We start from the raw sequence: 22,647 nt of genomic DNA, 5'->3' as shown, positions 1-22,647 counted from the left end.
CATGGTGGCACGCAGCGGAGCGGAGGGCCGGCATGAGCGAGCGCCAGCGAGTGAGTCGTCAGCTCAGTGCGAAGGTGCCTCATGGTGGCACGCAGCGGAGCGGAGGGCCGGCATGAGCGAGCGCCAGATGAGCGCCGCCCCACTGCGTCTCGGTACCCGGGGCAGCAAGCTGGCGATGGCCCAGTCCGGGCAGGTCGCCGAGGCCCTGACCGCCCGTACCGGGAGGCCGGTCGAACTGGTCGAGGTGGTCACCGCCGGCGACCGGTCCAGCGCGCCGGTGCACCGGCTCGGGGTCGGCGTGTTCGTCTCCGCGCTGCGGGACGCGCTGGTCGCCGGGACGATCGACTTCGCCGTTCACTCGTACAAGGACCTGCCCACCGCCACCGCGGCCGGGCTGCACATCGCCGCGGTCCCGCCGCGGCAGGACCCGCGCGACGCGCTCATCGCCCGCGACGGGAAGACGTTGGCCGAGCTCGCCCCCGGAGCGAACGTCGGCACCGGTGCCCTGCGCCGGATCGCCCAGCTGCACGCGCTGGGTCTGCAACTGTCGGTCACCCCCATCCGGGGCAACGTCGACACCCGGCTGGCCCGGGTGCTCGGCCCGGAGGCCGACCTGGACGCCGTCGTCCTGGCCCGGGCGGGCCTTGCCCGCCTGGACCGGACCGACGTCATCACCGAGACGCTCGACCCGATGCTGATGCTGCCCGCTCCCGCGCAGGGAGCGCTGGCGGTGGAGTGCCGGGTCGACGACCCGGACCTGGTCGAACTGCTCGCCACGCTCGACGACGCACCGTCGCGCGCTGCGGTCATCGCGGAGCGGGCGATGCTGGCCACCCTGGAGGCCGGATGCTCTGCTCCGGTCGCCGCCTACGCCGAACTCGCCGAGGGCGAGACCGGTGATGAGATCTACCTGCGCGGGGCGGTGATCAGCCCGGACGGCACCCGTGACATCCGGCTGTCCCGCACCGGAACGCCCGCCGATGCGGCGGAGATCGGCAAGGCACTCGCCGCCGAACTCCTCGACCTCGGCGCCGACTCGATCCTCGGCCCGCAAGGACACGACGGCCCGGGGACCCAGCAATTTGGGAGCACAGAATGACCCGCACCCGTAAGCCCGTAGGCCGGATCGCATTCGTCGGTGCCGGTCCCGGCGACCCGGGCCTGCTCACCCGCCGGGCGCACGACGCCCTGGTCGACGCCGACCAGGTGGTGTACGACCGGGGAGTCCCCGAGTCGCTACTCGACGTCGTCCGGGCCGAGGCCAGGGAAGACGCCCAGTTCACCCCCGCCGAGGGCGCGCCGGGCGACGTGGCGAAGGTGCTGATCTCGGCTGCCCGCTCCGGGCAGAACGCGGTGCACCTGGTGGCCGGCGACCCGTTCGGCCACGACTCGGTGGTCAAGGAGGTGCAGGCGGTGGCACGTACCGCCGCGCACTTCGAGGTGGTGCCCGGCGTCGGCCAGGCCGAGGGCGTGGCCGCGTACGCGGGTGTGCCGCTGCCCGGCGTACGCACCGCCGCCGACGTCGAGGACGTCGGCTCGCTGGACTTCGAGGCGCTGGCCGCAGCCGTGCAGCGCGGCTCGCTGGCGCTCGCGGTGGACGCCGGTGATCTGGCCGCGATCCGCGACGGGCTGCTCGCCGCCGGGGTCGACGGCACCACCGACGTCGGGGTGACCGGGGACGGCACCGGGGAGACGCAGTACACCACCACGTCGACCGTGGACTCCTTCGTCGCGGCGGCACTCGGCTTCACCGGCCGGGTCGTGCTGACCCTCGGTGAGGGTGTGGGCCAGCGCGACAAGCTGAGCTGGTGGGAGAACCGCCCGCTGTACGGCTGGAAGGTGCTGGTGCCCCGCACCAAGGAGCAGGCCGGCGCGATGAGTGCCCGGCTGCGCGCGTACGGGGCCATCCCGTGCGAGGTGCCGACGATCGCGGTGGAGCCGCCGCGTACCCCGGCGCAGATGGAGCGCGCGGTCAAGGGGCTGGTCGACGGCAGGTACGCCTGGGTCATCTTCACCTCGGTCAACGCGGTGCGCGCGGTCTGGGAGAAGTTCGCCGAGCACGGCCTGGACGCCCGGCACTTCGGTGGCGTCAAGATCGCCTGTATCGGTGAGGCCACCGCCGACGCGGTCCGTGCCTTCGGCATCCAGCCGGAGCTGATCCCCTCCGGGGAGCAGTCGTCCGAGGGGCTGCTGGCCGAGTTCTCGCCGCACGACGAGGTGCTCGACCCGGTGGGCCGGGTGCTGCTGCCGCGCGCCGACATCGCCACCGAGACGCTCGCCGCCGGGCTCACCGAGCGCGGCTGGGAGGTCGACGACGTGACCGCGTACCGGACGGTCCGGGCGGCCCCGCCGCCTGCCGAGATCCGCGACGCGATCAAGTCGGGCGGGTTCGACGCGGTGCTGTTCACCTCGTCGTCCACGGTCCGGAACCTGGTCGGCATCGCCGGCAAGCCGCACGCGCGTACCGTGGTAGCCGTCATCGGGCCCAAGACCGCGGAGACCGCGACGGAGTTCGGCCTGCGGGTCGACGTCCAGCCGCCGCACGCATCCGTGCCGGACCTGGTGGAGGCGCTCGCCGGCTACGCCGTCGAACTGCGGGAGAAGCTCGCCGCGATGCCGGCGAAGCAGCGCCGTGGCTCGAAGGTCCAGGGGCCGACCGCGCTCAGGTTCCGGTAGTAGTCGTCAGGGAGGGCACCGTGCCGTACCCCGAGAACCGCCCCCGCCGGCTGCGGCGTACCGCAGCCGTGCGGCGGCTGGTCTCCGAGACCCGTCTCGACCCGGCCGAGCTGATCGTGCCGATGTTCGTCAAGGAGGGGCTGACCGAGCCCCGGGCCATCGGTTCGCTGCCCGGCGTGCTTCAGCACTCCCGCGACTCGCTGCGCAAGGCGGCCGTCGAGGCGGTACGCGCCGGCGTCGGCGGGATCATGCTGTTCGGGGTGCCGACGTCACGCGACGAGCGCGGCTCCGGCGGGCTCGACCCGAACGGGATCCTCAACGTCGCCATCCGGGACGTGGTCTCCGAGGTGGGTGACTCCACCGTCGTGATGAGCGACCTCTGCCTGGACGAGTTCACCTCGCACGGGCACTGCGGCCTGCTCCGGCCGGACGGGTCGGTGGACAACGACGCCACGCTGGGGGCGTACGCCGAGATGGCGGTGGCCCAGGCCGACGCCGGGGCCGGCATGGTCGGCCCGTCCGGGATGATGGACGGCCAGGTCGGCGTGGTACGCCGGGCCCTCGACACGGCCGGGCACACCGACGTCGCGGTGCTGGCCTACACCGCCAAGTACGCCTCGGCGTTCTATGGTCCGTTCCGCGACGCGGTCGAGTCGGCGCTCGACGGCGACCGCCGGTCGTACCAGCAGGATCCGGCGAACCTACGCGAGTCCCTGCGTGAGGTCGAGCTGGACGTGGCCGAGGGCGCGGACATCGTGATGGTCAAGCCGGCCCTGCCCTACCTCGACGTGGTCGCCGCGGTCCGGGCCGCGGTCGACGTCCCGGTCGCCGCCTACCAGGTCTCCGGCGAGTACGCCATGGTCGAGGCCGCCGCCGCCAACGGCTGGATCGATCGCGAGAAGGTGATGCTGGAGACGCTCACCTCGATCCGCCGCGCCGGTGCGCAGATCATCCTCACCTACTGGGCCGTGGAAGCGGCCGGCCTGCTCCGCGACCGCTACTGACCCCTCCCGGCACCCGGCCCGGCCGGCACGGAGCGCCGCTGGTCGCGCTGGTCGGCACTGCTGGCCGGTCCGTCCCGGTCAGAGCTCGTCGCGCTCCGCTGTGTGGTCGGGCCCGGCTCCTGATGTCCCGGCGGTCCTGGTCGCCCCGATGTCCCGACGGTCCTGGTGGCCTGGCAGGGGGCCGACGGTCCTGGTGGCCTGGCCCGTCGGCTCCGGGTAACCCCTTGGCGCCCTTTGCTCTGCTTCAACCCACGCATCAGTTCCGCGCCGAATCCGTTGCGTGGGTTGAAGCAGAGCAAAGGGGCCGATGAGGTAGTCCGGGAGGGGCGGAACCGGGCGGACTGCCGCAAGTTTTCCACAGGTTTATCCACAGGGGTTGCGGCGGGTTCTGGGGGTCGGCGAGGGTCGCCGGTATGTCTTCCATCTTCGAGCCCACAGACCGCGGCCCTACCCTCGGCGCGTTTCCCATCGCTGGTCTGGTGCGGCGTGTCCGGCGGATCGTCGGGCTCAGTCAGACGCGGATGGCCCGGTTCGCGAGGGTGGCGCCCTCCACCGTCGCCCGGGTCGAGTCCGGCACCTTGACTCCGAGTCTCGCGGTGCTGGAACGCCTGATCGGCGCCGCCGGGCTCTACCTCGTCGTGGTCGACCAGGACGGGCACGTGATCCTGCCGATGGAGGTGTGGGACGACACCCTGGACGGGGCTGGCCGCCGTTACCCGGCACATCTCGACACGATTCTCGACCCGAAGCCGGGCGAGTGGTGGGCGGACATCTACGGACTCGCCCGTCCGCCGGAGACGTTCAAGCGGTGCCGCTTCGAGCGAGAGGCCCGTCGGCGGCGCAGCCAGTGGGAGGTACGGGTGGCGAAGTACCGCAACGATCCGCCGCCCCCGGACCCCCGATCCTGGTACTACTGACCGACCGCGACCCGGCGGAGCGGCCCGAGCTTTAGCGGGCGGCGTCGAGGCGGTGCACCAACTCGGCCACGTCGACGCTGTACTCGCACCACTCCCGGTCGGGCCGGTAGCCCAGCTCCGCGTTGACCTTGAGCATGGCCTCGTTGGCCTGGGCGTTCCAGGTCTGGACCTCGGTCAGATGCGGCTCGGCCGAGCGCAACTCCAGCAGCATCCGAGCCTTGATGGCGCGGTCGATCCCGTAGCCGCGGTGCTCCTGCACCACGATCGTGTCGTACTGGTCCGCGCGGGTCGGGTGCTGCGCCGGCACGACCACCTCGGTCAGGCCCGCCACCTCGCCGGTCTTCTCGTGCAGGGCGAGCACGATGTACGGCTTCATTCCCCGCCGGTGCAGGCAGTCGAGACTGTCACGTAGCCGCTGCGGGTCGTACGAGCTGGGTCGTAGCTCGCCGTCCTCGACGTCCCGGATCTCGGCCTTGGCCCGGGCGTACGCCTCGATCAGGTCGTCCGGCGGCCCGCCGGGGTGGAACTGCACGTGGTAGCCGGCGCCGACACCGGTCGACATCTCGGCCAACTCGGTCCAGTCGACACCGGCCAGGTCGAGCACGCTCCGGGTCTCGACGTACTCCCGGCTGAAGCCCAGCGACTCGTAGAAGGCGACGGCCGGGGTGTCACCCACCACCTCGACGCCGATCGACTCGAAGCCCTCCTGGTAGACCCGACGGGAGGCGCGCAGGACCAGGTCACGGCCGAGGCCCCTGCGCCGGTGGTCGGGGTGTACCAGCACCTCCAGCACGCCGATGCTGCCGAGCAGCAACACGTGCACCTGACCCAGGATCGGGCCGGGCGTCCCGTCGGCGGCCGACTCGGCCTGGGCCACCCAGGCGATCCGTCGTTCGCCGGGCATCACCTCGGTGAGGTACTCCCGCACGGAACTCTCCCGCCATGGCGGATCCTGCGGAAGATCGACCGCCAGGACCGCGTTCAGCGTGTCCAACAGCGACGCGATCTCGGCGGACGACGCGGTCCTGGGGTCCCACTCGCGCACCATCACGCGTCTAGCTTGCCGTTAACGGCTGCCGGGGGGAAGTGTCCAGTCCTCCAATGTGCGCGGACGATCACTTCACGTGCGACTGGCCTGTCCGTACCGGTTGGCCGTTTCGAAGACGGCCTGGGCATACCGACCGACGTTGTTATACGACAAAATGGCGTTCCACCAGTCACCCGGAACGGTGAGGTTGCGGCCCCCCTTGCAGAGGTACATTCCAGCAGCCAGCGCGGCGTCGTGGATGTTGTGCGGGTCCTTGATCCCGTCGCCGTCCGCGTCGGCGCCGTTCTCCTCCCAGGTCGTCGGGATGAACTGCATCGGTCCGACCGCTCGGTCGTAGGTGGTGTCCCGGTCCAGCTCGCCCCGGTCGGTGTCGGCGATCCGCATCCGACCGCCCTGCCCGTCCAGCGGCAGTCCGATGATCTCCGGAGTGGCCCTGCCGTCCGGCCCGAGTCGCGCGTTGTTGGCCTGCCCGTGTCGGGATTCGACGAAACCGATCGCGGCAAGCGTGGTCCAGCTCAGGCCGCAGGCCCGGTTGGTCTCGGCGAGCACCAGCTCGGCGTAGCCGTACGCCTGCACCGCGATCGGGTCGATGCCGGTCTTGGCACCCACGTCGCTGGCCCACCCGGCCAGAGCGTCGGAGGGGCGTCCGCTCACCGGCGCGGTATCACCCGTCGCGCCCGGGAACGGCGTGGCGCCCGGCGGCAGCGTCCCGGTGCCCGGCGGGACGGCGCCGATCGGCGGGGCCTCGGTCAGCGGTGTGGTGCCGTCGGTCGTCTCCGGCCCGGCGGTCGCGTCGGCCGCCACCGGACGCGGCGCGCCGACGGTCGCCGGCACCAGCAGCGCGCCGGCCGTCGCGGTCGCGATGACCAGCGCGAGCAGGAACACCCCGGGCAGGGTCAGTCGCCCGCCGGGCCGCCGCGACCAGTCCCGGGTCGCGAGGGCGGCGGCCCGTGGACCCGGCACGCGTACGGCATGCGCGAAGCGCACCCGGCGACGCCGGGCTCGCGGCGGCCGGGTACCCGTCCCGTCTCCCGTCTTCCCGTCGGTCGTCCCGGACGGGTCGGCCGTGGCCGAGGGGTCACCGTCGGTCTTGGTGGAACTGTCGGCCTTGGCTGACGGGTCCTTGGCGGGAGTGTCGGCCGTGGCCGTCGGTTCGCCGACCGCTCTGGTGGCTTCCTTGCCGTCAGCCGTGGTCGCAGGCTTGGCCTCGGCCGTGGGGTCAGCCTTCGCGTCTGCCGTGGGCTCGGGCTTCGCGTCGGGCTCAGGCTTGGCGTCGGGCTTGGCCGCAGGCACCCCGTCGGCCGTGGCGGCGGGCTTCGCGGCGGCCGTGGGCTCGGGCTCGGCCGGTTGCTCGGGCGCGGGTGTGGCGGCCCTGATCGTCGGCGCGCTGGTGGCCGCGTCGGCCCCGGTGGTGGGCGACCCGTCGGCCGGTCCGCCGGAGTCCAGCCACGGTCGACGCGGCCGGGGTACCGCGCTGACCGGTCTGTCCGTAGTGGCACCGGTTTGGGCGCCCGGCGCGGCCGGTCGCAGGGGTCGAAGGGTTCTCCGCTCTTCGCCGTCTGCCACCCGTCGAGTATCACCCATGTCGCCGCCACCGTCAGGTCCGGTCGTACCCTGATGCCATGCCCCGGTACGAGTTCCGATGCCGCGCCTGTGGTGACACCTTCGAGGTCAACCGGCCGATGGCCCAGGCGGGCGAGCCCGCATCCTGCCCGAAGGGGCACTCCGACACGGTGAAGTTGTTGTCGACGGTCGCGGTCACAGGACGGGGTTCCGGTGCCTCCGGCGGCCCGCCCGCGCTCTCCGGCGGCGGCTGCTGCGGTGGCGGCTGCGGCTGTTGAACGCCGTTGGCGACGGTGGCCGGTCGGACGTGGTCGGACCGGCCGGAGGGTCGTCGTACGTGGTGGGACGGTTGATGTCGGTCTTGCCCGGACGCCGGGTGCGATGGCACCTTGGGGCGGAGTCTCGGCCGACCGTTCTCACGATGCGTGATGATCTGGTTTCGGGAAGTATGAAGCCGAGGTCAGGGGGGAGGTTCCACGCATGCCGCCACGGATCCACCTCCCTAGTGGCTGGGTGACCTTCGTCTTCACCGACATCGAGGGCTCCACGCGACTGGCGCAGATGCTCGGCTCCGGGTATAGCCCGGTGCTGCGGGAACATCGCCGCCTGCTGCGCCGGACGATCGCCGCGACCGAGGGCGCCGAGCTGCTGACCGAGGGCGACTCGTTCTTCCTGGCCTTCGGGGACGCAGGTGCCGCGCTGACCGCCTGCCTGACCGCGCAACGCGCGCTCGGCGAGCACGAGTGGCCGACGCCGGAGGCGGCACCCCGGGTCCGGATGGGCCTGCACACCGGGTGGGCGGAGCCGCGTGACGGCGAGTACGCCAGTCCGGAGGTGCACCGGGCCGCCCGGGTCGCCGCCGCCGCGCACGGCGGGCAGGTGCTCTGCTCCGCCGCGACCGCCCGGCACGCCGATCCGCTGCCGTTCGGCGCGTCCCTGATCGACCTGGGGCTGCACCGGTTGCGCGGTTTCGACGACCGGGAACGCCTCTTCCAACTCGTCGCGCCCGGCCTGGAGCGGCAGTTCCCGCGTCCGCGTACGGCCGACGCGGTGGCGCACAACCTGCCGATCCCGGTCACCTCGTTCGTCGGCCGGCAGGTCGAACGGGCCGAGTTGCGCGAGCTGGTGGCCGGACACCGGTTGGTCACCGTGCTCGGTGCCGGTGGTGGCGGCAAGACCCGGTTGGCCGTGGAACTCTCCATCGACCTGGTGGACGAGTACCCCGACGGAGTCTGGTTCGTCGACATCGCCTCGGTGACCGATCCGGGACTGGTGGCGTTCGCGATCGCCGCGGTGCTCGGGCTGCGTCCCGAACCGGGTCGTCCCATGGTGGACACCCTGGTCGAGTACGCGGCCGGTCGCCGGATGCTGATCGTCCTCGACACCTGCGACGTGCAGCCGACGGCCTGCGCCGAGGCGGTGTCCCGGCTGCTCTCCGGCGGCAGCGGGGTGAAGGTGCTGGCGACCACCCGGGAACCCCTGGCGTTGCCGGGCGAGGTGGTGTGGCGCATCCCGCCGCTCTCGGTCGACCCGTCACCGGACGGCACCGAGAGCGACGCGGTCGCGTTGCTGCTGGACCGGACCGCCGCCGCCCGTGGTGGACGACGTCCGGACCCGGTCGAGTCGGCGGATCTGCGCCGGGTGGTACGCCGGCTGGACGGGTTGCCGTTGGCCATCGAGCTGGCGGCGGCGCGGCTGCGGGTGCTCTCGGTCGGGCAGCTCGCCGAACGCCTCGACGACGTGCTGGGCACTCTGGACGCCGGTCGGGACGACCCGGAGCCGCCTCCGGCCGACCACGGCAACTCCGGCAACCAGCGGGACACCGTGGACCTGGTGGCGGCGGCGACCGGGACGAGTCCGCAGACCCCGGCAATGCGGGCGGTGGCGCGGTCGGCGATCGAACGTCACCTGACCATGCAGGCGACCGTCACCTGGTCGTACCGCACTCTCGGTCCCCGGGCCGCGCGGTTGCTGCGCTGGCTTGCGGTGTTCGCCGGCCCGGTCGACCTGCCCAGCGTGGAGTGGCTGCTCGACGACGACCCGCTCGACCCGCTCTCGGTGCTGGTGGACAAGTCCATGGTGCTGGCGGAGCCGCAGGCCGGCGGCTGCACGTACCGGATGCTCGACCCGATAAGGGCGTACGCGGCCCGCCGGCTCGCCGAGGCCGGTGAGGAGCGGGACGCGCGCAACCGGCACGTGAGCTGGTCGGCGCACGCCCTGGAACGGGCGCACCTGGGCCCGGACGGCCAACCGGTGACGCTGTCGCTGTACGCGCTCGATCCACTCGCCGGTGAGCTGCGGGCCGCCCTGCGCTGGTGCGCCACCGGCGGCAGTGCCCGGGCGGGCCTGCGGTTGGCCGGTGGCCTCGACCAGTGGTGGCGTGAGCGCGGGTTGGCCCGGGAGGGGCGGCTGTGGCTGTTCCGGCTCTACAGCCGGATCGCCGAGACCGGGGAGGTGATCCCCGAGGCCGAGCTGGCGGCGGCGTACCACATGCACTCGCTGCACGCCGGTGGCGACGGCGAGTACGCCGAGGAGCTGCGCTACTCGCAGCGGGCCGAGGCGGCGGCACGGCAGGCCGGGGACGCCGGGCTGCTGGCCCGGGTGCTCGCCGGCCGGGCGGCGCCGCTGGTGGACATGGGGCAGTTCGCCGAGGCCGAACGGATCTGCCGGGAGGTCATCGACTGGGCCCGTGAGCAGGGGGTGGAGTCGGACGCGCTGTTCGCGGTGTTCCGGCTGGCCGAGCTGCTCTGGCGGCGGGGCGCCCTGGACGAGGCGGCCGACCTGCTCGCGGCGGCGCGACCGGTGGAGGCGGCCCGCCCGGTCGACCGGGGTCGGCGTTCGGTGGACATGCTGCTCGGCATGGTGGCGTTGGCCCGGGGCGACCTGGTGGCCGCGCACGAGCACCTGCTGGCGGCGTTGCGGTCCCGGATGAACCACGGTTTCCACGGTCGGGCCTGCGACACGCTCAACGCGATCGCGGTGCGCTGCCTCGCGGGGGGCGAACCGCTGACCTCGGCCCGGTTGTTCGGTGCGGCGCAGGCGACCCGGGCGGGGCTGCGGTCGACCACCGGCATCTACGACGGCTACTGGAACGAGCGGCAGGTGGCGCTGCGCCGGACGTTGGGCGACGTCGCCTTCGACGAGGCGTACGGCGAAGGCTCCGAACTGGGCCTGGACGAGGCCGTGGCGTTGGCACTCGGCGTCCAGCATCCCGACCTGACCGGCGACTCGGCCCGGTTCGCGGCGCGGGCGGGCCGGGCGACGCCCCGGCAGTCGACCGCCGCCGCCGACCGGCACACCGAACACGCCTGACCGAGGGGCCCGCGTCGGACGCGGACCCCTCGGCGCGCGGGTCAGGTGCGGGCGAGGAGTTCGGCCTCGGCCTTCATCCGGGCGGCCCGGTCGATGTCGGACTGCTGGACGGCGGCGGCCGAGCCGAAGACACTCACCGCCTGGTAGTAGGTCCAGGCCAGGCTGAGGCAGGCCGGCCGGACGACCGAGTTGTACGTGGCGCAGACCCGCTTGAGGTCCTCGTAGAAGGCGCTGTCCAGGCGGGACTTGTTGGCGCTGAACTGGCCGACCGCCTTGTAGTTGCGGTAGCCGAAGTCGTGTCGGTGGCAGGAGAGGGAGAAGCGGAACCCGAGCGGGTTGTCCGGGCTGGACGAGCAGAAGTCGGTGGACCAGTCGAAGTTGTAGCCGGCCCACGGCGTGCGGTTCTGCCGGGCCGAGTTCCAGGCGTTGTAGCTGCTGGCGCTGGTCTGGGTCCAGCTCGACAGGACGGACAGCTTCTGGGCGGGCGTGACGGCCGCAGCCGCCGGGGACGCCACGGCGAGCGTGGCGGCCAGCGCGACCGCGCCGGAGGCCAGGACGGTGGTGAGACGTCTGAGCACGGGGGATACCTCCGCGGGGGTGTGCGGTGGGGGCAGTGGTTACCGGCGAGTACCCGGAGTTCGAACAGTCTCGATCAAGGTCCTGGTATCCGGGTGTAGCCACTGAGAAATATTGGTGACCGTGCTGAAACAGACGAATGCCCCGGACGTCGACGACGTCCGGGGCATTCGCGGGCCGGTCGGCCCGATTCGCCGCTCAGTGCCGGGTGGACCGGTGGGTGGTCAGTCGAAGAAGCGGGCCATGTGGGCGGGGGAGGGGCCGTCGTCGTCCACGCCCAACGGCGTGAGGTCGGCGAAGATCGAGGCGCCGTCGGTGCCGGCGTGCAACGGGTGCCAGCGCGGTGTGCCCGGTGGACGCATCGCGCAGACCCCCTTGATGGTCTGTACGTCCAGCAGTCGGACGTGGGTCGGGTCGGCGACCGCGTTCACATGCCCCCACCAGGGGCTCATCACGTGCAGGACGCCGCCGGGGCGCAGCACCCGGTGGCACTCGTCGAGCAGTGGCAGGAAGTCGATCAGGTGCTCCAGGATGTGCACCGCGAACAGGACGTCCACCGAGTCGGCGGCCAGCGGCAGCGAGCCGGAGAGATCGGCCACCGCGTCCACGCCGGGCGCCGGATAGATGTCCAGCCCGAGGTTGCCCGGCCACTGCTTGGTGCCGCCGCAGCCGAGGTCCACCACCACCGGGTCGCGTCCGCCGACACGTACCCGGCACCAGACGCCGAAGACCCCGGCGAGTCGGCCGACCTGTTCGCGTACCAGGCGGAGCTGGGCCGGCTCGTCGACCTCGCCGGTCAGGTGGGCGACGCCCCGGTCGAAGCGGACCTCCACGGCCAGCGGTCGCAGTCTCTCGTCGTGGCGGGCCTGGTCCGCCCATGCCTCCGCGAGGAACCCGTCGACCGCCCGCAGCCGTTCGGCCGAGGGCGGGGTGTGTGCCAACGCGACCATTCGCCCACCTCCGGCCGGCGCGATACCCCGATCGCTGCCCGTTATGGGCAACTTAGCCCAGAAGGCGGCGCTCCGGTGGGCCGTCGGCCGGACCGGTGCGCCGGGAAGGGGCCGGTCAGCCCGGTGTGGCGGGCCGGGATCAGGACTCGGCGATCCGCCCGGCGTCGACCCGCAGACGGCGGTCCACGCGTACCGCGTCCAACATCCGCCGGTCGTGCGTCACCAGCAGCAACGTGCCCGGGTAGCCGGCCAGCGCCGACTCCAACTGCTCGATCGCCGGCAGGTCCAGGTGGTTGGTCGGCTCGTCGAGCACCAGCAGGTTGACCCCGCGCCCCTGCAACAGCGCCAACGCGGCCCGGGTCCGCTCGCCCGGCGAGAGCGTCGCGGCGGGGCGCAGCACATGCTGGGCGCGCAGGCCGAACTTGGCCAGCAGCGTCCGCGCGTCGGCCGGCGACAGGTCCGGTACGGCGACCCGGAAGGCGTCCAGCAGCGGGGCGTCCCCGAGGAACGACCCGCGTGCCTGGTCCACCTCGCCGACCACCACACCCGGGCCCAGCGCGGCCTGACCGGTGTCCAGCGGCAGCCGGCCCAGCAGGGCGGCGAGCAGCGTCGACTTGCCGGAGCCGTTCGCCCCGGTGATCGCCACCCGGTCGGCCCAGTCGATCTGCAGATGCACCGGACCGAGGGTGAAGTCGCCCCGGCGTACCACCGCGTCGCGGAGAGTGGCCACGACGGCGCCGGCACGGGGTGCGGCGGCGATCTCCATCCGCAGCTCCCACTCCTTGCGTGGCTCCTCGACCACGTCCAGCCGCTCGATCAACCGTTCGGTCTGTCGGGCCTTCGCCGCCTGCTTCTCGCTCGCCTCGGAGCGGAACTTGCGGCCGATCTTGTCGTTGTCGGTGGCCTTGCGCCGGGCGTTGCGGACACCCTTCTCCATCCAGGATCGCTGCGTGCGCGCCCGCGCCTCCAACGACGACCTGGTGTCGGCGTACTCCTCGAACTCGGCGCGTGCCTGGCGGCGCGCCACCTCCCGCTCCTCCAGGTACGCCGCGTAGCCGCCACCGAAGTGGTTGACCTGCTGCTGATGCAGGTCCAGCTCCAGCACCCGGGTCACCGTCCGGGTCAGGAACTCCCGGTCGTGGCTGACCAGCACCGTGCCGGCCCGCAACCCGGTGACGAACTGCTCCAGGCGCTCCAACCCGGCCAGGTCCAGGTCGTTGGTGGGCTCGTCGAGCAGGAAGACGTCGTACCGACTGAGCAGCAGCGACGCGAGCCCGGCGCGGGCGGCCTGTCCGCCGGAGAGCCCGGTCATCTCGTGGTCGAGGTCGACGGCGAGACCCAGCTCCGCAGCGACCTCCTCGGCCCGCTCGTCCAGGTCGGCTCCGCCCAGGCCGAGCCAACTCTCCAACGCGGTGGCGTACGCGTCGTCGGCGCCCGGTGCACCGGTGGTCAGCGCCTCGGTGGCCGCGTCGAGAGCGGCCTGCGCCCGGGCCACCCCGGTCCGCCGGGCCAGGAACGCCCGGATCGTCTCGCCGGGATGGCGGTCCGGCTCCTGCGGCAGGTGCCCGACGCTCGCGCCGGGCGGACTCACCGCGACACTGCCGGCCTCCACCGGCAACAGCCCGGCGAGCGTACGCAGCAGCGTCGACTTGCCCGCCCCGTTCGGCCCGACCAGGCCGATCACGTCCCCGGGGGCGACCACCAGGTCCAGCCCGGTGAACAGCGTCCGCTCCCCGTGCCCGGCGGCCAGGTCCTTGGCGATCAACGTGGCGCTCACAAGCAGCCGAGCCTACCCGCCGGCGTGGTTGGTGTGGCCCGCCATGCCCGGGCGCGGCACACGAGGCAGACTCACGGTCGTGCAGACCACTCTGGCGATCGACTGCGGCGGTGGCGGGATCAAGGCGTCCGTCCTGGACGCCGCCGGCACCATGCGGGCCCAACCGATGCGGGTGCCCACCCCCTACCCGCTACCGCCCGAGCTGTTCGTGCGGACCCTGCGGGAACTCGGCGACCGGCTCCCCTCCGCCGACCGGGTGACCGTCGGCATGCCGGGCATGATCCGGCACGGCGTGGTGGTCACCACCCCGCACTACGTGACCCGCTCCGGCCCGCGCAGCCGGGTCGACCCGGCGCTGAACGCCCAGTGGTCCGGGTACGACGCCCGCAGCGCCCTCGCCGCCGCGTTCGAGCTGCCCACGCTGGTGCTCAACGACGCCGAGGTGCACGGTGCCGGGGTGGTCGCGGGCACCGGCTGCGAGCTGGTGCTGACCCTCGGCACCGGGCTGGGCAGCGCCCTCTTCGACGGTGGTGTGCTCGCCCCGCACCTGGAGCTGTCGCACGCCCCGGTGCGGTGGGGCACCACCTACGACACGTACGTGGGCGAGCCGGAACGCCGCCGGTTGGGCGACGCGTTCTGGTCCCGACGGATCCGGCAGGTGGTGGAGGGGCTGCGCCCGGTGTTCCGCTGGGACCGGCTCTATCTGGGCGGCGGCAACTCCCGGCTGATCCGGCCCGAGCAACTCGCCCGGATGGGCGACGACGTGGTGGTGGTGCCCAACAGCGCCGGCATCGTCGGTGGTGTCCGCGCCTGGGACCTGGTGTAAGCAGGGGTCCCCTGCTAACGCCTGCGGCATAGCAGGGGACCCCTGCTAACACGTGCAGCCGCCCCACCCCCCGGCGGAGTCGTGCGGGAACACTCGCGCGCCCGCCGGTGTTGTGCCAGCGTCAGGGCAGTGGTGCGAACTAGGGGGTGGGCAGAATGGATCTTCTGGCTGAGTACCGGCGAGCGACCCTGTTCTTCGAGTCGGGCGACCCGAGCGGAGCGGCCCGGCTGCTCGAGCCGATCGTCGAGGCCGAGCCCGACAACTCCGCCGTCCGCCAGTTGCTGGCCCGGGCGTACTTCCAGTCGGCCCAGCTCCGGCGGGCCGAGGAGCAGTTGCAGGAGTTGATCGACCGCAACCCCAGCGACCACTACGCCCACCACGTGCTGGGCCGGACGCTGGAGCGGCTGAACCGGTACACCGACGCGCTGCGGCACCTGCGCATCGCGGCGGCCATGCACTCCGCCAACGACGACTACACGACCGCGCTGCGGCGGGTCGAGACCCGGGTCGGCGGTAGCCGCTGAGGCGGCGTACGCGACACGACGACGAGAGGGCGGCCCGGACGGGCCGCCCTCTCGTCGTCTCCGGGCCCTGCCGGGGACGTGCCTACGATGGCCGCATGGGAGCCGACCGGACGGTGGACGGGGCATGAAGCTGAAGCTGGACCTGCACGAGATCTTCAACAAGGGCCACGACATCGACCGGGCACTGCGCGGGATCATGGACGAGGCGGTGGCCAAGAAGGCCACCCTCGTGGAGATCATCCCGGGCAAGGGCTCCGGTCAGCTCAAGAAGCGGGTGCTGCGCTTCCTCGACCAGAAGGACGTCAAGCAGCTCTACCACCGGGTCGAGAAGGACTCCAAGAACTTCGGCCGACTCTTCGTGCACTTCCGCTGGAAGTAGGCCAGACCCGCCGCAGCACGGGCGGCGGGACCGCGCCAGCGGGCGCCCGGCCCACCGGCCGGGCAGCCCGCTCACAGCGGATAGGTGCGGGCCACGGCGAGCATCTCGGAGCTGTGCGAGCCGGCGACACCGACGTCCGGCGGTCGGGGCCGGAAACCGGGTACCGCGTCCAGCCCGTCGCTGGCGTCCATCGCGCGGAACGCGACCTGCGGGGCCTTCGGCGCGACGGTCAGCGTGATCTCGATGCCCTCCGGCGGTGGGGCGTGGAAGACCACCCCGAAACCCCACCGGCCGTCGCGGACCTCGACCGGCACCGGCCGCCCCGCCACCTGCGCGCTGCGGACCGTCGCGGTGGAGGTGTCGACGTGCAGGGTGGTCAGGCGTACCGGGCGCTGCGGGGTGAGCCGTAGCCGCAGGGTGCGCTCGTCGGCGGTGCCGGTGTCGGCCAGCACCTCCAGTCGGGGCGCGGGCAGGGCCGCCGCCTGCGCCGGACCGGCGAACAGTTCCTCGGCGCCGATGCCGGGGAACTCGTCGGCGATCCGGATGGTCCCGTCCACGTACTCGTCGGTCCAGGGTTGCGGGGTCGACTCGTGACTGAGCCAGCGGGCCGTGCCGGTGTCGGTGTCCAGGGCGTACATCAGGTGGGTGGGCACCGGGTGCGCGGCGTCGAAGCGGTCGACGGCGAAGCCGGTGGCGGCGAGGACGACGGTGGCCAGCGCGGCGGCCCCGGCCGGCAGGGCGCCGAGTCGGCGGGCCCGCAGCGCCACCATGCCGCGCTGGCCGCCGGCCTCCGGGTGCAGCAGGTCCACGACCGGGAGCGCGGCCAGGCCGAGCAGCACGGCGAAGAGGGCGGCCACGCCGCCCATGCCCATGCCGAGGGCCGGGAAGAGCAGCACCACGGTGGGCAGCAGCACGATCACCGCCACCGCCGCGCCGAGGGTGACGGCGACCACCGGCACCGGGCCGTCGCGACGGGTGGCGACCGCGACCAGGCCGGTGAGCGCGCCTGCCAGGGCCGGCAGCGTCGCCAGGTACGCCCCGCCGGGCACCAGCACGGCGAGGAGTACGCCGAGCAGCGCCAGCCAGCCGAGCCCTCCGACGGCCAGCGCGGCGGGACCGACCCGGCGACGGGTGAGCGCGTACCAGGTGAACAGGACGGTGGCGGCGAGCGCCAGCACGGCCAGCCGGTAGAGGGTCGGACGGTACGGGTCGAGGAGTTCGGCGTACCCGGGCCGCAGGGCGGTGATCGCCACCCAGAGCAGTTGTGCGCCGACCGGCGCGACCACGATCGGCACCAGCCCCAGGGCGAAGCCGGCGGCCAGCCGACCGGTGGTGACCCGACCCCGGCGGCGGGCCAGCCAGCCGAGGGCGACGACGGCCGCCAGCGCCAGCAGTGCCAGCGGCAGCACCAGCGTGCCGGGGTAACGGACCAGCCCGCCCGGCACCGGGAAGTAGGTGGCGTCGTGGCCGGCACGCAGGTTGCCGAGGTCGATCGCGCCGAACTCGCGGGCGAGTCCCAACGTGTTGTCGCCGTGGTGCTGGAGGCTGGCCCGGTCCATCGAGGCCGGGGTGTCCAGCGGGGTGTGATAGATCGCCCCGCCGTCCAGGTACGCCGAGTTCAGCCCGACGAACTCGGCGTCGAGGAAGGCGGTGAAGTCGGTGTCGTTGGGCAGCGCCCGGTAGACCTCCACGGCGAACGAGGTGCCCACCGGATGCGGTGCGGCCCGACCGAAGACGTCGACCAGCGCGGCGTTCCGGGGCGACGTCTCGAACATGATCACCGGCCCGGTCCGCCCGCGCGCCTCCAGGTTGAGCACCACTCCCTTGCCGGCGGCGAGCGGGTGCTCGGTGGCGAAGGCCGAGGCTCCGCAGAGGCACGCCTCCTCGGCGTCGGTGAGCACGAACACGATGTCGTTGCGCGGGGCGGGGCCGTCGGTCAGGGCCCGGGCCACCTCCAGGATGGTGGCGACACCGGCGCCGTCGTCGTTGCCGCCCGGGCCGGTCTGCACCGCGTCGTAGTGGGCGACCAGGAACACCGTGCCGGTGGAGGCGGTGCCGGGCAGCCGGGCCACCACGTTGCGTACCCGGGCCAGCGTGGCCCCGCCCGCCGCCCCGCTGAGCTGACCGGCCTCCTCGGCGACCGTGTCCTGCACCTCGGTCTGTAGGCCGAGACCGCGCAGCACCGTCTCCAGGTGGGCGCGGACCTCGTCGTTGGCCGGGCTGCCCGCGACGTGCGGCCGGCTCGCCACCTGCTGCACGTGCGGGTACGCCCGCCCGGCGCTGAACTCACCGGCCGGCGCGTCGGCCGGACGGGGTGCCGGGGGCCGGATGTCGAGCAGCGCGGTGGTGCCGACGGCGACCAGCGCGACGAGTGCCGCGAGCGCGGCCAGGGGTCGCCGGGCCGGTCGGGAGAGGGCACGGTCGGCGGCGGGGCTGGGGGGAACGCCCACGGGTGGCTCCTCGGGGGTGGGACCTGGGGGTGGACATCATCCTCCATGCCGGGCCGGGCCGCCCCCTCGTGTTGTGTGCGAACGTTGTCTAATACAGGATCAGCAGGGCACTCGGAAGGAGCCCGACATCGCCAACGACCTCCCGCCCGTGGCGGCGGTGACCCGGCCGCACCGGGGGACCGGTGTGACCGGTCCCTCCGTCGTGTCGTGGCCGTATCCGCAGGGCGGTCTCGGCGGCAATCCCAACCTGCCGCCCGGTGAGCGACTCCGGGTGCTGCTGGTCGAGGACGACGAGGCAGACGCGTTCCTCGTGGGCGAGCTGCTCGCCGAGACCAACTCGGGAATCGACCTGCTGGTCGCGACGAGCCTGCGCGAGGCCCGCAAACGCGTCGCCGGGGTCGACTGCGTCCTGCTCGACCTCGGGCTGCCCGACGCGCAGGGGCTGGACGGGCTGCGGCAGGTGCTGGAGATGTCCGGCAGCGCGGCGGTGTGCGTACTCACCGGGCGCTCGGACGAGCACCTGGGCATCGTGGCGGTCGCCGAGGGGGCACAGGACTACCTGGTCAAGGGCCAGGTCGACGGGGTGCTGCTGACCCGGGCGCTGCGGTACGCGGTGGAACGCAAGCGGGCCGACGAGAACGCCCGCCGGCTGCGCGAGGTGGAGCTGCGCCAGGCCGAGTCGGCGCGTCTGGAGCGCGGCCTGCTGCCCCAGCCGCTGATGTCGACCGACGAGATCGCGGTGCACACGTTCTACCGCCCCGGTCGGCACGCCGCCCTGATCGGCGGGGACTTCTACGACGTGGTGCAGACCCGCCCGGACCGGGTCGACCTGATCGTCGGGGACGTCTGCGGGCACGGGGTGGACGAGGCGGCGCTCGGCGTCGAACTCCGGGTGGCCTGGCGGGCGCTGGTCCTCGCCGGGGTGCCCGACGACGAGGTGCTGCCCGCGTTGGAGCAGGTGCTGATGAGCGAGCGCCGGCTCCAGGAGATCTTCGCCACGGTCGCGGCGGTCCGCCTCGACCTGGCGGCCAACCGGGCGACCGTCCGGCTGGCGGGTCATCCGCCGCCGGTGATGCTCACCGGTGGGCGGGTGGTGCCCGTACCCGCACCGGGTGGTCTGTTGCTCGGCGTACGGCCGCGCCGGCCGACTGCCTTCGACCTGGAGTTCGACACCGATGAGTGGTCCCTGTTGATGTACACCGACGGCCTGATCGAGGGCCGGGTGGGCGATGGTGACGAACGCCTCGACGTGCCCGGCCTCACCCGCCTGCTCGCCGAGCCGGACAGCCGCAAGCTCCCGCTCTCCGAGATGCCGGCCTGGCTGGTCGGTCGGGCCGAGCAGCTCAACGGTGGCCCGTTCGCGGACGACGTGGCGATGCTGCTGGTCTCCCGGGGCGGCGGCCGATGAACCTGGTGGCGAGTGCGTGGACGCTGCGTCGCCGGGTGCTGGTGATGCTCGGCGTGGTCGGCGCGATCCTGCTCAGCGTCGCGGGCGCGGAGGCGGTCGTGGCCACCAAGAACCGCGAGTACACCGACGTGCTGCTGATGCAGGTCGGACCGCTGCGGGTGCAGGGCCAGGAGATGCTCAACGCGCTTCTCGACCAGGAGACCGGGGTACGCGGTTACGCGGTCACCGGTGATCCGGAGGACCTGGGCCCGTACGAGCAGGGACTGGCGCGGGAGCAGGCGACAGCCCGGGAGATCCGGAAGCTGTCCGGCAAGTACCCGGCCATCGTGGACGACCTCGTGGTGGTCGAGCAGCAGGCACAGGAGTGGCGGCGCACCGTCGCCCAGCCGGTGATCGACACCACGAACAGCAGCGGCACGGCGGCGGGGCAGGCCCTGTTGACCGACGAGAGCCGTCAGCGGTTCGACGAGTTGCGCGCTTCGGTCGCCGCGTTGCAGGACGAGATCTTCACCGCCCGGGAGGCGACCGCCCGCGACGTCGAGCGGACCGGCAACCTGCTCGTCGTGCTGCTCATCGTCGCCGCGTTGGTGGTCGCGCTGGCCGGCATCGCGCTGCTGCTCTCGTTGGACCGGATGGTGCTGCGTCCGCTGACCACGCTGGCCGGGCAGGTCCGTCAGGTGGCCACCGGCGACTACTCGCACCGGATCACCGGTGCCGGGCCCCCGGAGTTCCAGCGTCTCGGCGAGGACGTGGACGCGATGCGCCAGAAGATCGCCGCGGACCTGGCCGAGGTACGCGAGGCGCGGGAACGGATCGAGTGGGTCAACACCCAGTTGCAGAAGCAGGCGGAGGAGCTGACCCGGTCCAACCGTGACCTGGAGCAGTTCGCCTACGTCGCCTCGCACGACCTGCAGGAGCCGCTGCGCAAGGTGGCCAGCTTCTGCCAGCTGCTCCAGCGCCGGTACGCCGGCCGCCTCGACGAGCGGGCCGACCAGTACATCGCCTTCGCCGTGGACGGCGCGCAGCGGATGCAGCGGCTGATCAACGACCTGCTGGCGTTCTCCCGGATCGGCCGGATCACCGCCGGGTTCACCGAGGTGGACCTGAACCGCCTGATGGGCGAGGTGTCGGCGCAGACCGAGCCGGCCCGCCAGTACGCCGACGCGGAGCTGACCTGGGGCGACCTGCCGGTGATCCGGGGCGAGGAGCCGCTGCTCACCAATCTGCTGGTGAACCTGGTCAGCAACTCGGTGAAGTTCCGCCGGCCGGACGTCACCCCGAAGGTGCACGTCTCGGCCCGGCTGGTCGACGACGAGTGGGAGATCACCTGCCAGGACAACGGCATCGGGATCGAGCCGGAGTTCGCCGAGAAGATCTTCGTGATCTTCCAGCGGCTGCATGCCAAGGACGCGTACCCGGGCACCGGCATCGGGCTGGCGATCGTCAAGAAGATCGTGGAGTACCACGGCGGCCGGGTCTGGGTGGACACCGACGTGCCGGAGGGCACCGCGATCCGCTTCACCCTGCCGGCGCTCCCCGCCGACATCGAGCGCGCCAGGCAGACCGCCGGTGCGGACGGATCGACCGCCGAGGCGGCGTCGGACGCGGATGGCGCCGGGCCGGACGCGGCGGAGCGGCCCGGTGACGGGCCGTCGACGGCCGGGGCCACCGGCGTCGACGCGGGGTCGTCGCGCGGTGACGGAGCCGGATCGGGTGCGGAAACCCCAGGTGACGGCGGTACGGTCGGCGAAGAGGTGGGTGCGGGGCGGCCCTCGTCCGGCGTCGCGCAGCGCACCGGCGGGTCGCCCGACGACGGCGGACCGCAGGCCCCGGACGGGGCGGCGGGCAACGGAACTGGTGGCATGAAGGAGGCGGTGAGATGACCGCGCCGGCTGACGGCAACAGCCCGATCGAGGTGCTGCTGGTCGAGGACGACCCGGGCGACGTGCTGATGACCCGGGAGGCCTTCGAGGAGCACAAGCTGCGCAACCGGCTGAGCGTGGTCTCCGACGGCGCCGAGGCGCTGGCCTACCTGCGCCGCGAGGGCGAGTACGCGGACGCGCCGATGCCCGACCTGATCCTGCTCGACCTGAACCTGCCGCGCCGGGACGGCCGGGAGGTGCTGGAGGAGATCAAGAAGGACGAGCAGCTCCGCCGCATCCCGGTCGTGGTGCTCACCACCTCGCAGGCCGACGAGGACATACTGCGCAGCTACCAGTTGCACGCCAACGCGTACGTCGCCAAGCCGGTGGACTTCGAGCGGTTCATCGCGGTGGTCCGACAGATCGACGAGTTCTTCGTCAGCGTGGTGAAGCTGCCGCCGCGTGGCTGACACCCTGGTCGACGACGTCGCCGGGTTGCTGCGGGAGACCGCCGACCGGGTGGTGCTACCGCTTTTCCGGCACCTCGACGACGCCGACGTGACCGAGAAGGCCCCCGGTGAACTGGTCACCGTCGCCGACCGCCGGTCCGAGGACATGATCAGTGCCGGGCTGCGTCGGCTACGCCCCAATTCGGTGGTGGTCGGCGAGGAGGCGGTGGCCGACGATCCGGGCCTGCTGCGGCACCTGGGTTCCTCGGGCGAGGTGTGGTTGGTGGACCCGATCGACGGCACCGCCAACTTCGCGGCCGGCAAGTCCCCGTTCGCGTTGATGGTCTCCCTGCTCACCGAGGGGCGTCCGACGGCCGCGTGGATCCTCGATCCGGTCGCCGGGACGCTGGCCACCGCGCAGGACGGCGCGGGCGCGTACGTCGACGGTGCGCCGTTGCGCCTGCCCGCCGACGCGCCACCCGTCGGTGAGCTGCGGGGGGCCGCGATGACCAAGTTCCTGCCGGGGCCGTCCCAGCGGACGGTCGTGGCCGGCAGTTCCCGGATCGGCGAGTTGCTGCCCGGCCAGCACTGCGCCGGCCGCGAGTATCTCGACGTGCTCACCGGGCGGCAGCAGTTCGTGCTGTTCTGGCGCACCCTGCCCTGGGACCACGGCCCCGGCACGCTGCTGGTCCGGGCGGCCGGTGGGGTGGCCCGTCGTCTCGACGGCACCGACTACCACCCGGCCGACACCGAGCCGGGTCTGCTGGTGGCCGCCAGCGACAAGGTGTGGACCGAGGTGCACAACACGCTCCTGGCACCCTGACCGCTGGCATCGGGAGATCCACGACCGCTCGCACGCCGTGACCGACGTGAATGCGAGTGCGCTGGGTGAGGGCGTGGTGTCGGTGTGTCGACGGTGCGGCCGG

Annotated in this window: 18 protein-coding genes and 1 pseudogene; 13 read left to right on the top strand and 6 right to left on the bottom strand. The window is 72.9% G+C overall.

Going from position 1 to position 22,647, the window contains the following annotated elements:
• Positions 1 to 127: 127 nt before the first annotated feature.
• The 4 genes from hemC (at position 128) to HUT12_RS28865 (ending at position 4,597) form a co-directional block, all read left to right on the top strand.
• Positions 128 to 1,099, top strand: a complete 972-nt coding sequence (gene hemC, locus HUT12_RS28880; RefSeq protein ID WP_131051882.1) for a hydroxymethylbilane synthase — start codon at positions 128 to 130, stop codon at positions 1,097 to 1,099.
• Positions 1,096 to 2,676: a uroporphyrinogen-III synthase gene (locus HUT12_RS28875; RefSeq protein WP_176095283.1), complete on the top strand. Its 1,581-nt coding sequence runs from the start codon at positions 1,096 to 1,098 to the stop codon at positions 2,674 to 2,676. Before hemC ends, HUT12_RS28875 begins: the two co-directional genes overlap by 4 nt.
• A gap of 20 nt (positions 2,677 to 2,696) precedes the next feature.
• Entirely contained in the window at positions 2,697 to 3,680 is a 984-nt protein-coding gene (gene hemB, locus HUT12_RS28870) for a porphobilinogen synthase (RefSeq protein WP_176095282.1), read from the top strand.
• A 479-nt stretch (positions 3,681 to 4,159) separates the two neighbouring features.
• Positions 4,160 to 4,597: a helix-turn-helix transcriptional regulator gene (locus HUT12_RS28865; RefSeq protein WP_254876982.1), complete on the top strand. Its 438-nt coding sequence runs from the start codon at positions 4,160 to 4,162 to the stop codon at positions 4,595 to 4,597.
• Positions 4,598 to 4,628: 31 nt separating this feature from the next.
• On the opposite strand, the gene HUT12_RS28860 is transcribed toward HUT12_RS28865, so the two are convergent.
• Entirely contained in the window at positions 4,629 to 5,645 is a 1,017-nt protein-coding gene (locus HUT12_RS28860) for a GNAT family N-acetyltransferase (protein ID WP_176096019.1), read from the bottom strand.
• 72 nt (positions 5,646 to 5,717) lie between these two features.
• Positions 5,718 to 7,229 carry a lytic transglycosylase domain-containing protein gene (locus tag HUT12_RS28855; protein ID WP_131051874.1) on the bottom strand — a complete coding sequence of 504 codons (1,512 nt, stop codon included), beginning with the start codon at positions 7,227 to 7,229 and terminating at the stop codon, positions 5,718 to 5,720.
• Between the two features lie 38 nt (positions 7,230 to 7,267).
• Between HUT12_RS28855 and HUT12_RS28850 the strand changes: the two genes are divergently transcribed.
• Positions 7,268 to 7,486, top strand: a complete 219-nt coding sequence (locus HUT12_RS28850; protein WP_131051875.1) for a zinc ribbon domain-containing protein — start codon at positions 7,268 to 7,270, stop codon at positions 7,484 to 7,486.
• Positions 7,487 to 7,688: 202 nt separating this feature from the next.
• A pseudogene (locus HUT12_RS28845) lies at positions 7,689 to 10,448 on the top strand (NB-ARC domain-containing protein); the annotation flags it as partial.
• Positions 10,449 to 10,561: 113 nt separating this feature from the next.
• Here HUT12_RS28845 and HUT12_RS28840 read toward each other — a convergent pair.
• From HUT12_RS28840 to HUT12_RS28830, 3 genes are all read right to left on the bottom strand, one after another.
• On the bottom strand, positions 10,562 to 11,098 hold the full coding sequence (locus HUT12_RS28840; protein WP_131051877.1) for a phospholipase: 537 nt from the start codon (positions 11,096 to 11,098) through the stop codon (positions 10,562 to 10,564).
• Between the two features lie 222 nt (positions 11,099 to 11,320).
• A complete protein-coding gene (locus HUT12_RS28835; RefSeq protein ID WP_176095280.1) occupies positions 11,321 to 12,046 on the bottom strand; it encodes a methyltransferase domain-containing protein in 726 nt (241 codons plus the stop codon).
• Positions 12,047 to 12,185: 139 nt separating this feature from the next.
• Positions 12,186 to 13,823, bottom strand: a complete 1,638-nt coding sequence (locus tag HUT12_RS28830) for an ABC-F family ATP-binding cassette domain-containing protein (protein ID WP_131051879.1) — start codon at positions 13,821 to 13,823, stop codon at positions 12,186 to 12,188.
• Between the two features lie 79 nt (positions 13,824 to 13,902).
• On the opposite strand from HUT12_RS28830, the gene HUT12_RS28825 reads away from it, so the two are divergent.
• The 3 genes from HUT12_RS28825 to HUT12_RS28815 all read left to right on the top strand — a co-directional run bounded on the left by HUT12_RS28825 (position 13,903) and on the right by HUT12_RS28815 (position 15,552).
• On the top strand, positions 13,903 to 14,649 hold the full coding sequence (locus HUT12_RS28825; protein WP_176095279.1) for an ROK family protein: 747 nt from the start codon (positions 13,903 to 13,905) through the stop codon (positions 14,647 to 14,649).
• Between the two features lie 155 nt (positions 14,650 to 14,804).
• The gene (locus HUT12_RS28820) at positions 14,805 to 15,173 is read left to right on the top strand and encodes a M48 family metallopeptidase (protein WP_117226333.1); all 369 of its coding nucleotides are present in this window, start codon (positions 14,805 to 14,807) and stop codon (positions 15,171 to 15,173) included.
• A gap of 124 nt (positions 15,174 to 15,297) precedes the next feature.
• Positions 15,298 to 15,552 carry a Smr/MutS family protein gene (locus HUT12_RS28815; protein WP_030329768.1) on the top strand — a complete coding sequence of 85 codons (255 nt, stop codon included), beginning with the start codon at positions 15,298 to 15,300 and terminating at the stop codon, positions 15,550 to 15,552.
• A 71-nt stretch (positions 15,553 to 15,623) separates the two neighbouring features.
• Here HUT12_RS28815 and HUT12_RS28810 read toward each other — a convergent pair whose 3' ends face one another.
• Positions 15,624 to 18,002 carry a M28 family peptidase gene (locus HUT12_RS28810; protein WP_176095278.1) on the bottom strand — a complete coding sequence of 793 codons (2,379 nt, stop codon included), beginning with the start codon at positions 18,000 to 18,002 and terminating at the stop codon, positions 15,624 to 15,626.
• A gap of 202 nt (positions 18,003 to 18,204) precedes the next feature.
• Between HUT12_RS28810 and HUT12_RS28805 the strand changes: the two genes are divergently transcribed.
• From HUT12_RS28805 to HUT12_RS28790, 4 genes are read left to right on the top strand one after another with little or no spacing between them, the layout of a single operon-like run.
• A complete protein-coding gene (locus HUT12_RS28805; protein ID WP_131055480.1) occupies positions 18,205 to 19,410 on the top strand; it encodes a PP2C family protein-serine/threonine phosphatase in 1,206 nt (401 codons plus the stop codon).
• On the top strand, positions 19,407 to 21,293 hold the full coding sequence (locus HUT12_RS28800) for an ATP-binding protein (protein WP_176095277.1): 1,887 nt from the start codon (positions 19,407 to 19,409) through the stop codon (positions 21,291 to 21,293). The genes HUT12_RS28805 and HUT12_RS28800 overlap by 4 nt, the downstream gene beginning before the upstream one ends.
• Positions 21,290 to 21,742, top strand: coding sequence for a response regulator (locus HUT12_RS28795; protein ID WP_131055476.1), 453 nt, complete (start codon positions 21,290 to 21,292; stop codon positions 21,740 to 21,742). Before HUT12_RS28800 ends, HUT12_RS28795 begins: the two co-directional genes overlap by 4 nt.
• Positions 21,735 to 22,544, top strand: a complete 810-nt coding sequence (locus HUT12_RS28790) for an inositol monophosphatase family protein (RefSeq protein ID WP_176095276.1) — start codon at positions 21,735 to 21,737, stop codon at positions 22,542 to 22,544. The genes HUT12_RS28795 and HUT12_RS28790 overlap by 8 nt, the downstream gene beginning before the upstream one ends.
• Positions 22,545 to 22,647 lie beyond the last annotated feature (103 nt).

This window comes from Verrucosispora sp. NA02020 (assembly GCF_013364215.1).
Taxonomy (GTDB): domain Bacteria; phylum Actinomycetota; class Actinomycetes; order Mycobacteriales; family Micromonosporaceae; genus Micromonospora.
This window is presented reverse-complemented; position numbering and strand designations above follow the sequence as displayed.

Bases quoted from the DNA above. Each gene is read 5' to 3' on its own strand.
- hemC (WP_131051882.1), top strand. From the start codon at position 128: ATGAGCGCCGCCCCACTGCGTCTCGGTACCCGGGGCAGCAAGCTGGCG.
- HUT12_RS28875 (WP_176095283.1), top strand. From the start codon at position 1,096: ATGACCCGCACCCGTAAGCCCGTAGGCCGGATCGCATTCGTCGGTGCC.
- HUT12_RS28860 (WP_176096019.1), bottom strand. From the start codon at position 5,645: ATGGTGCGCGAGTGGGACCCCAGGACCGCGTCGTCCGCCGAGATCGCG.
- HUT12_RS28855 (WP_131051874.1), bottom strand. From the start codon at position 7,229: ATGGGTGATACTCGACGGGTGGCAGACGGCGAAGAGCGGAGAACCCTT.
- HUT12_RS28850 (WP_131051875.1), top strand. From the start codon at position 7,268: ATGCCCCGGTACGAGTTCCGATGCCGCGCCTGTGGTGACACCTTCGAG.
- HUT12_RS28835 (WP_176095280.1), bottom strand. From the start codon at position 12,046: ATGGTCGCGTTGGCACACACCCCGCCCTCGGCCGAACGGCTGCGGGCG.
- HUT12_RS28820 (WP_117226333.1), top strand. From the start codon at position 14,805: ATGGATCTTCTGGCTGAGTACCGGCGAGCGACCCTGTTCTTCGAGTCG.
- HUT12_RS28815 (WP_030329768.1), top strand. From the start codon at position 15,298: ATGAAGCTGAAGCTGGACCTGCACGAGATCTTCAACAAGGGCCACGAC.
- HUT12_RS28800 (WP_176095277.1), top strand. From the start codon at position 19,407: ATGAACCTGGTGGCGAGTGCGTGGACGCTGCGTCGCCGGGTGCTGGTG.
- HUT12_RS28795 (WP_131055476.1), top strand. From the start codon at position 21,290: ATGACCGCGCCGGCTGACGGCAACAGCCCGATCGAGGTGCTGCTGGTC.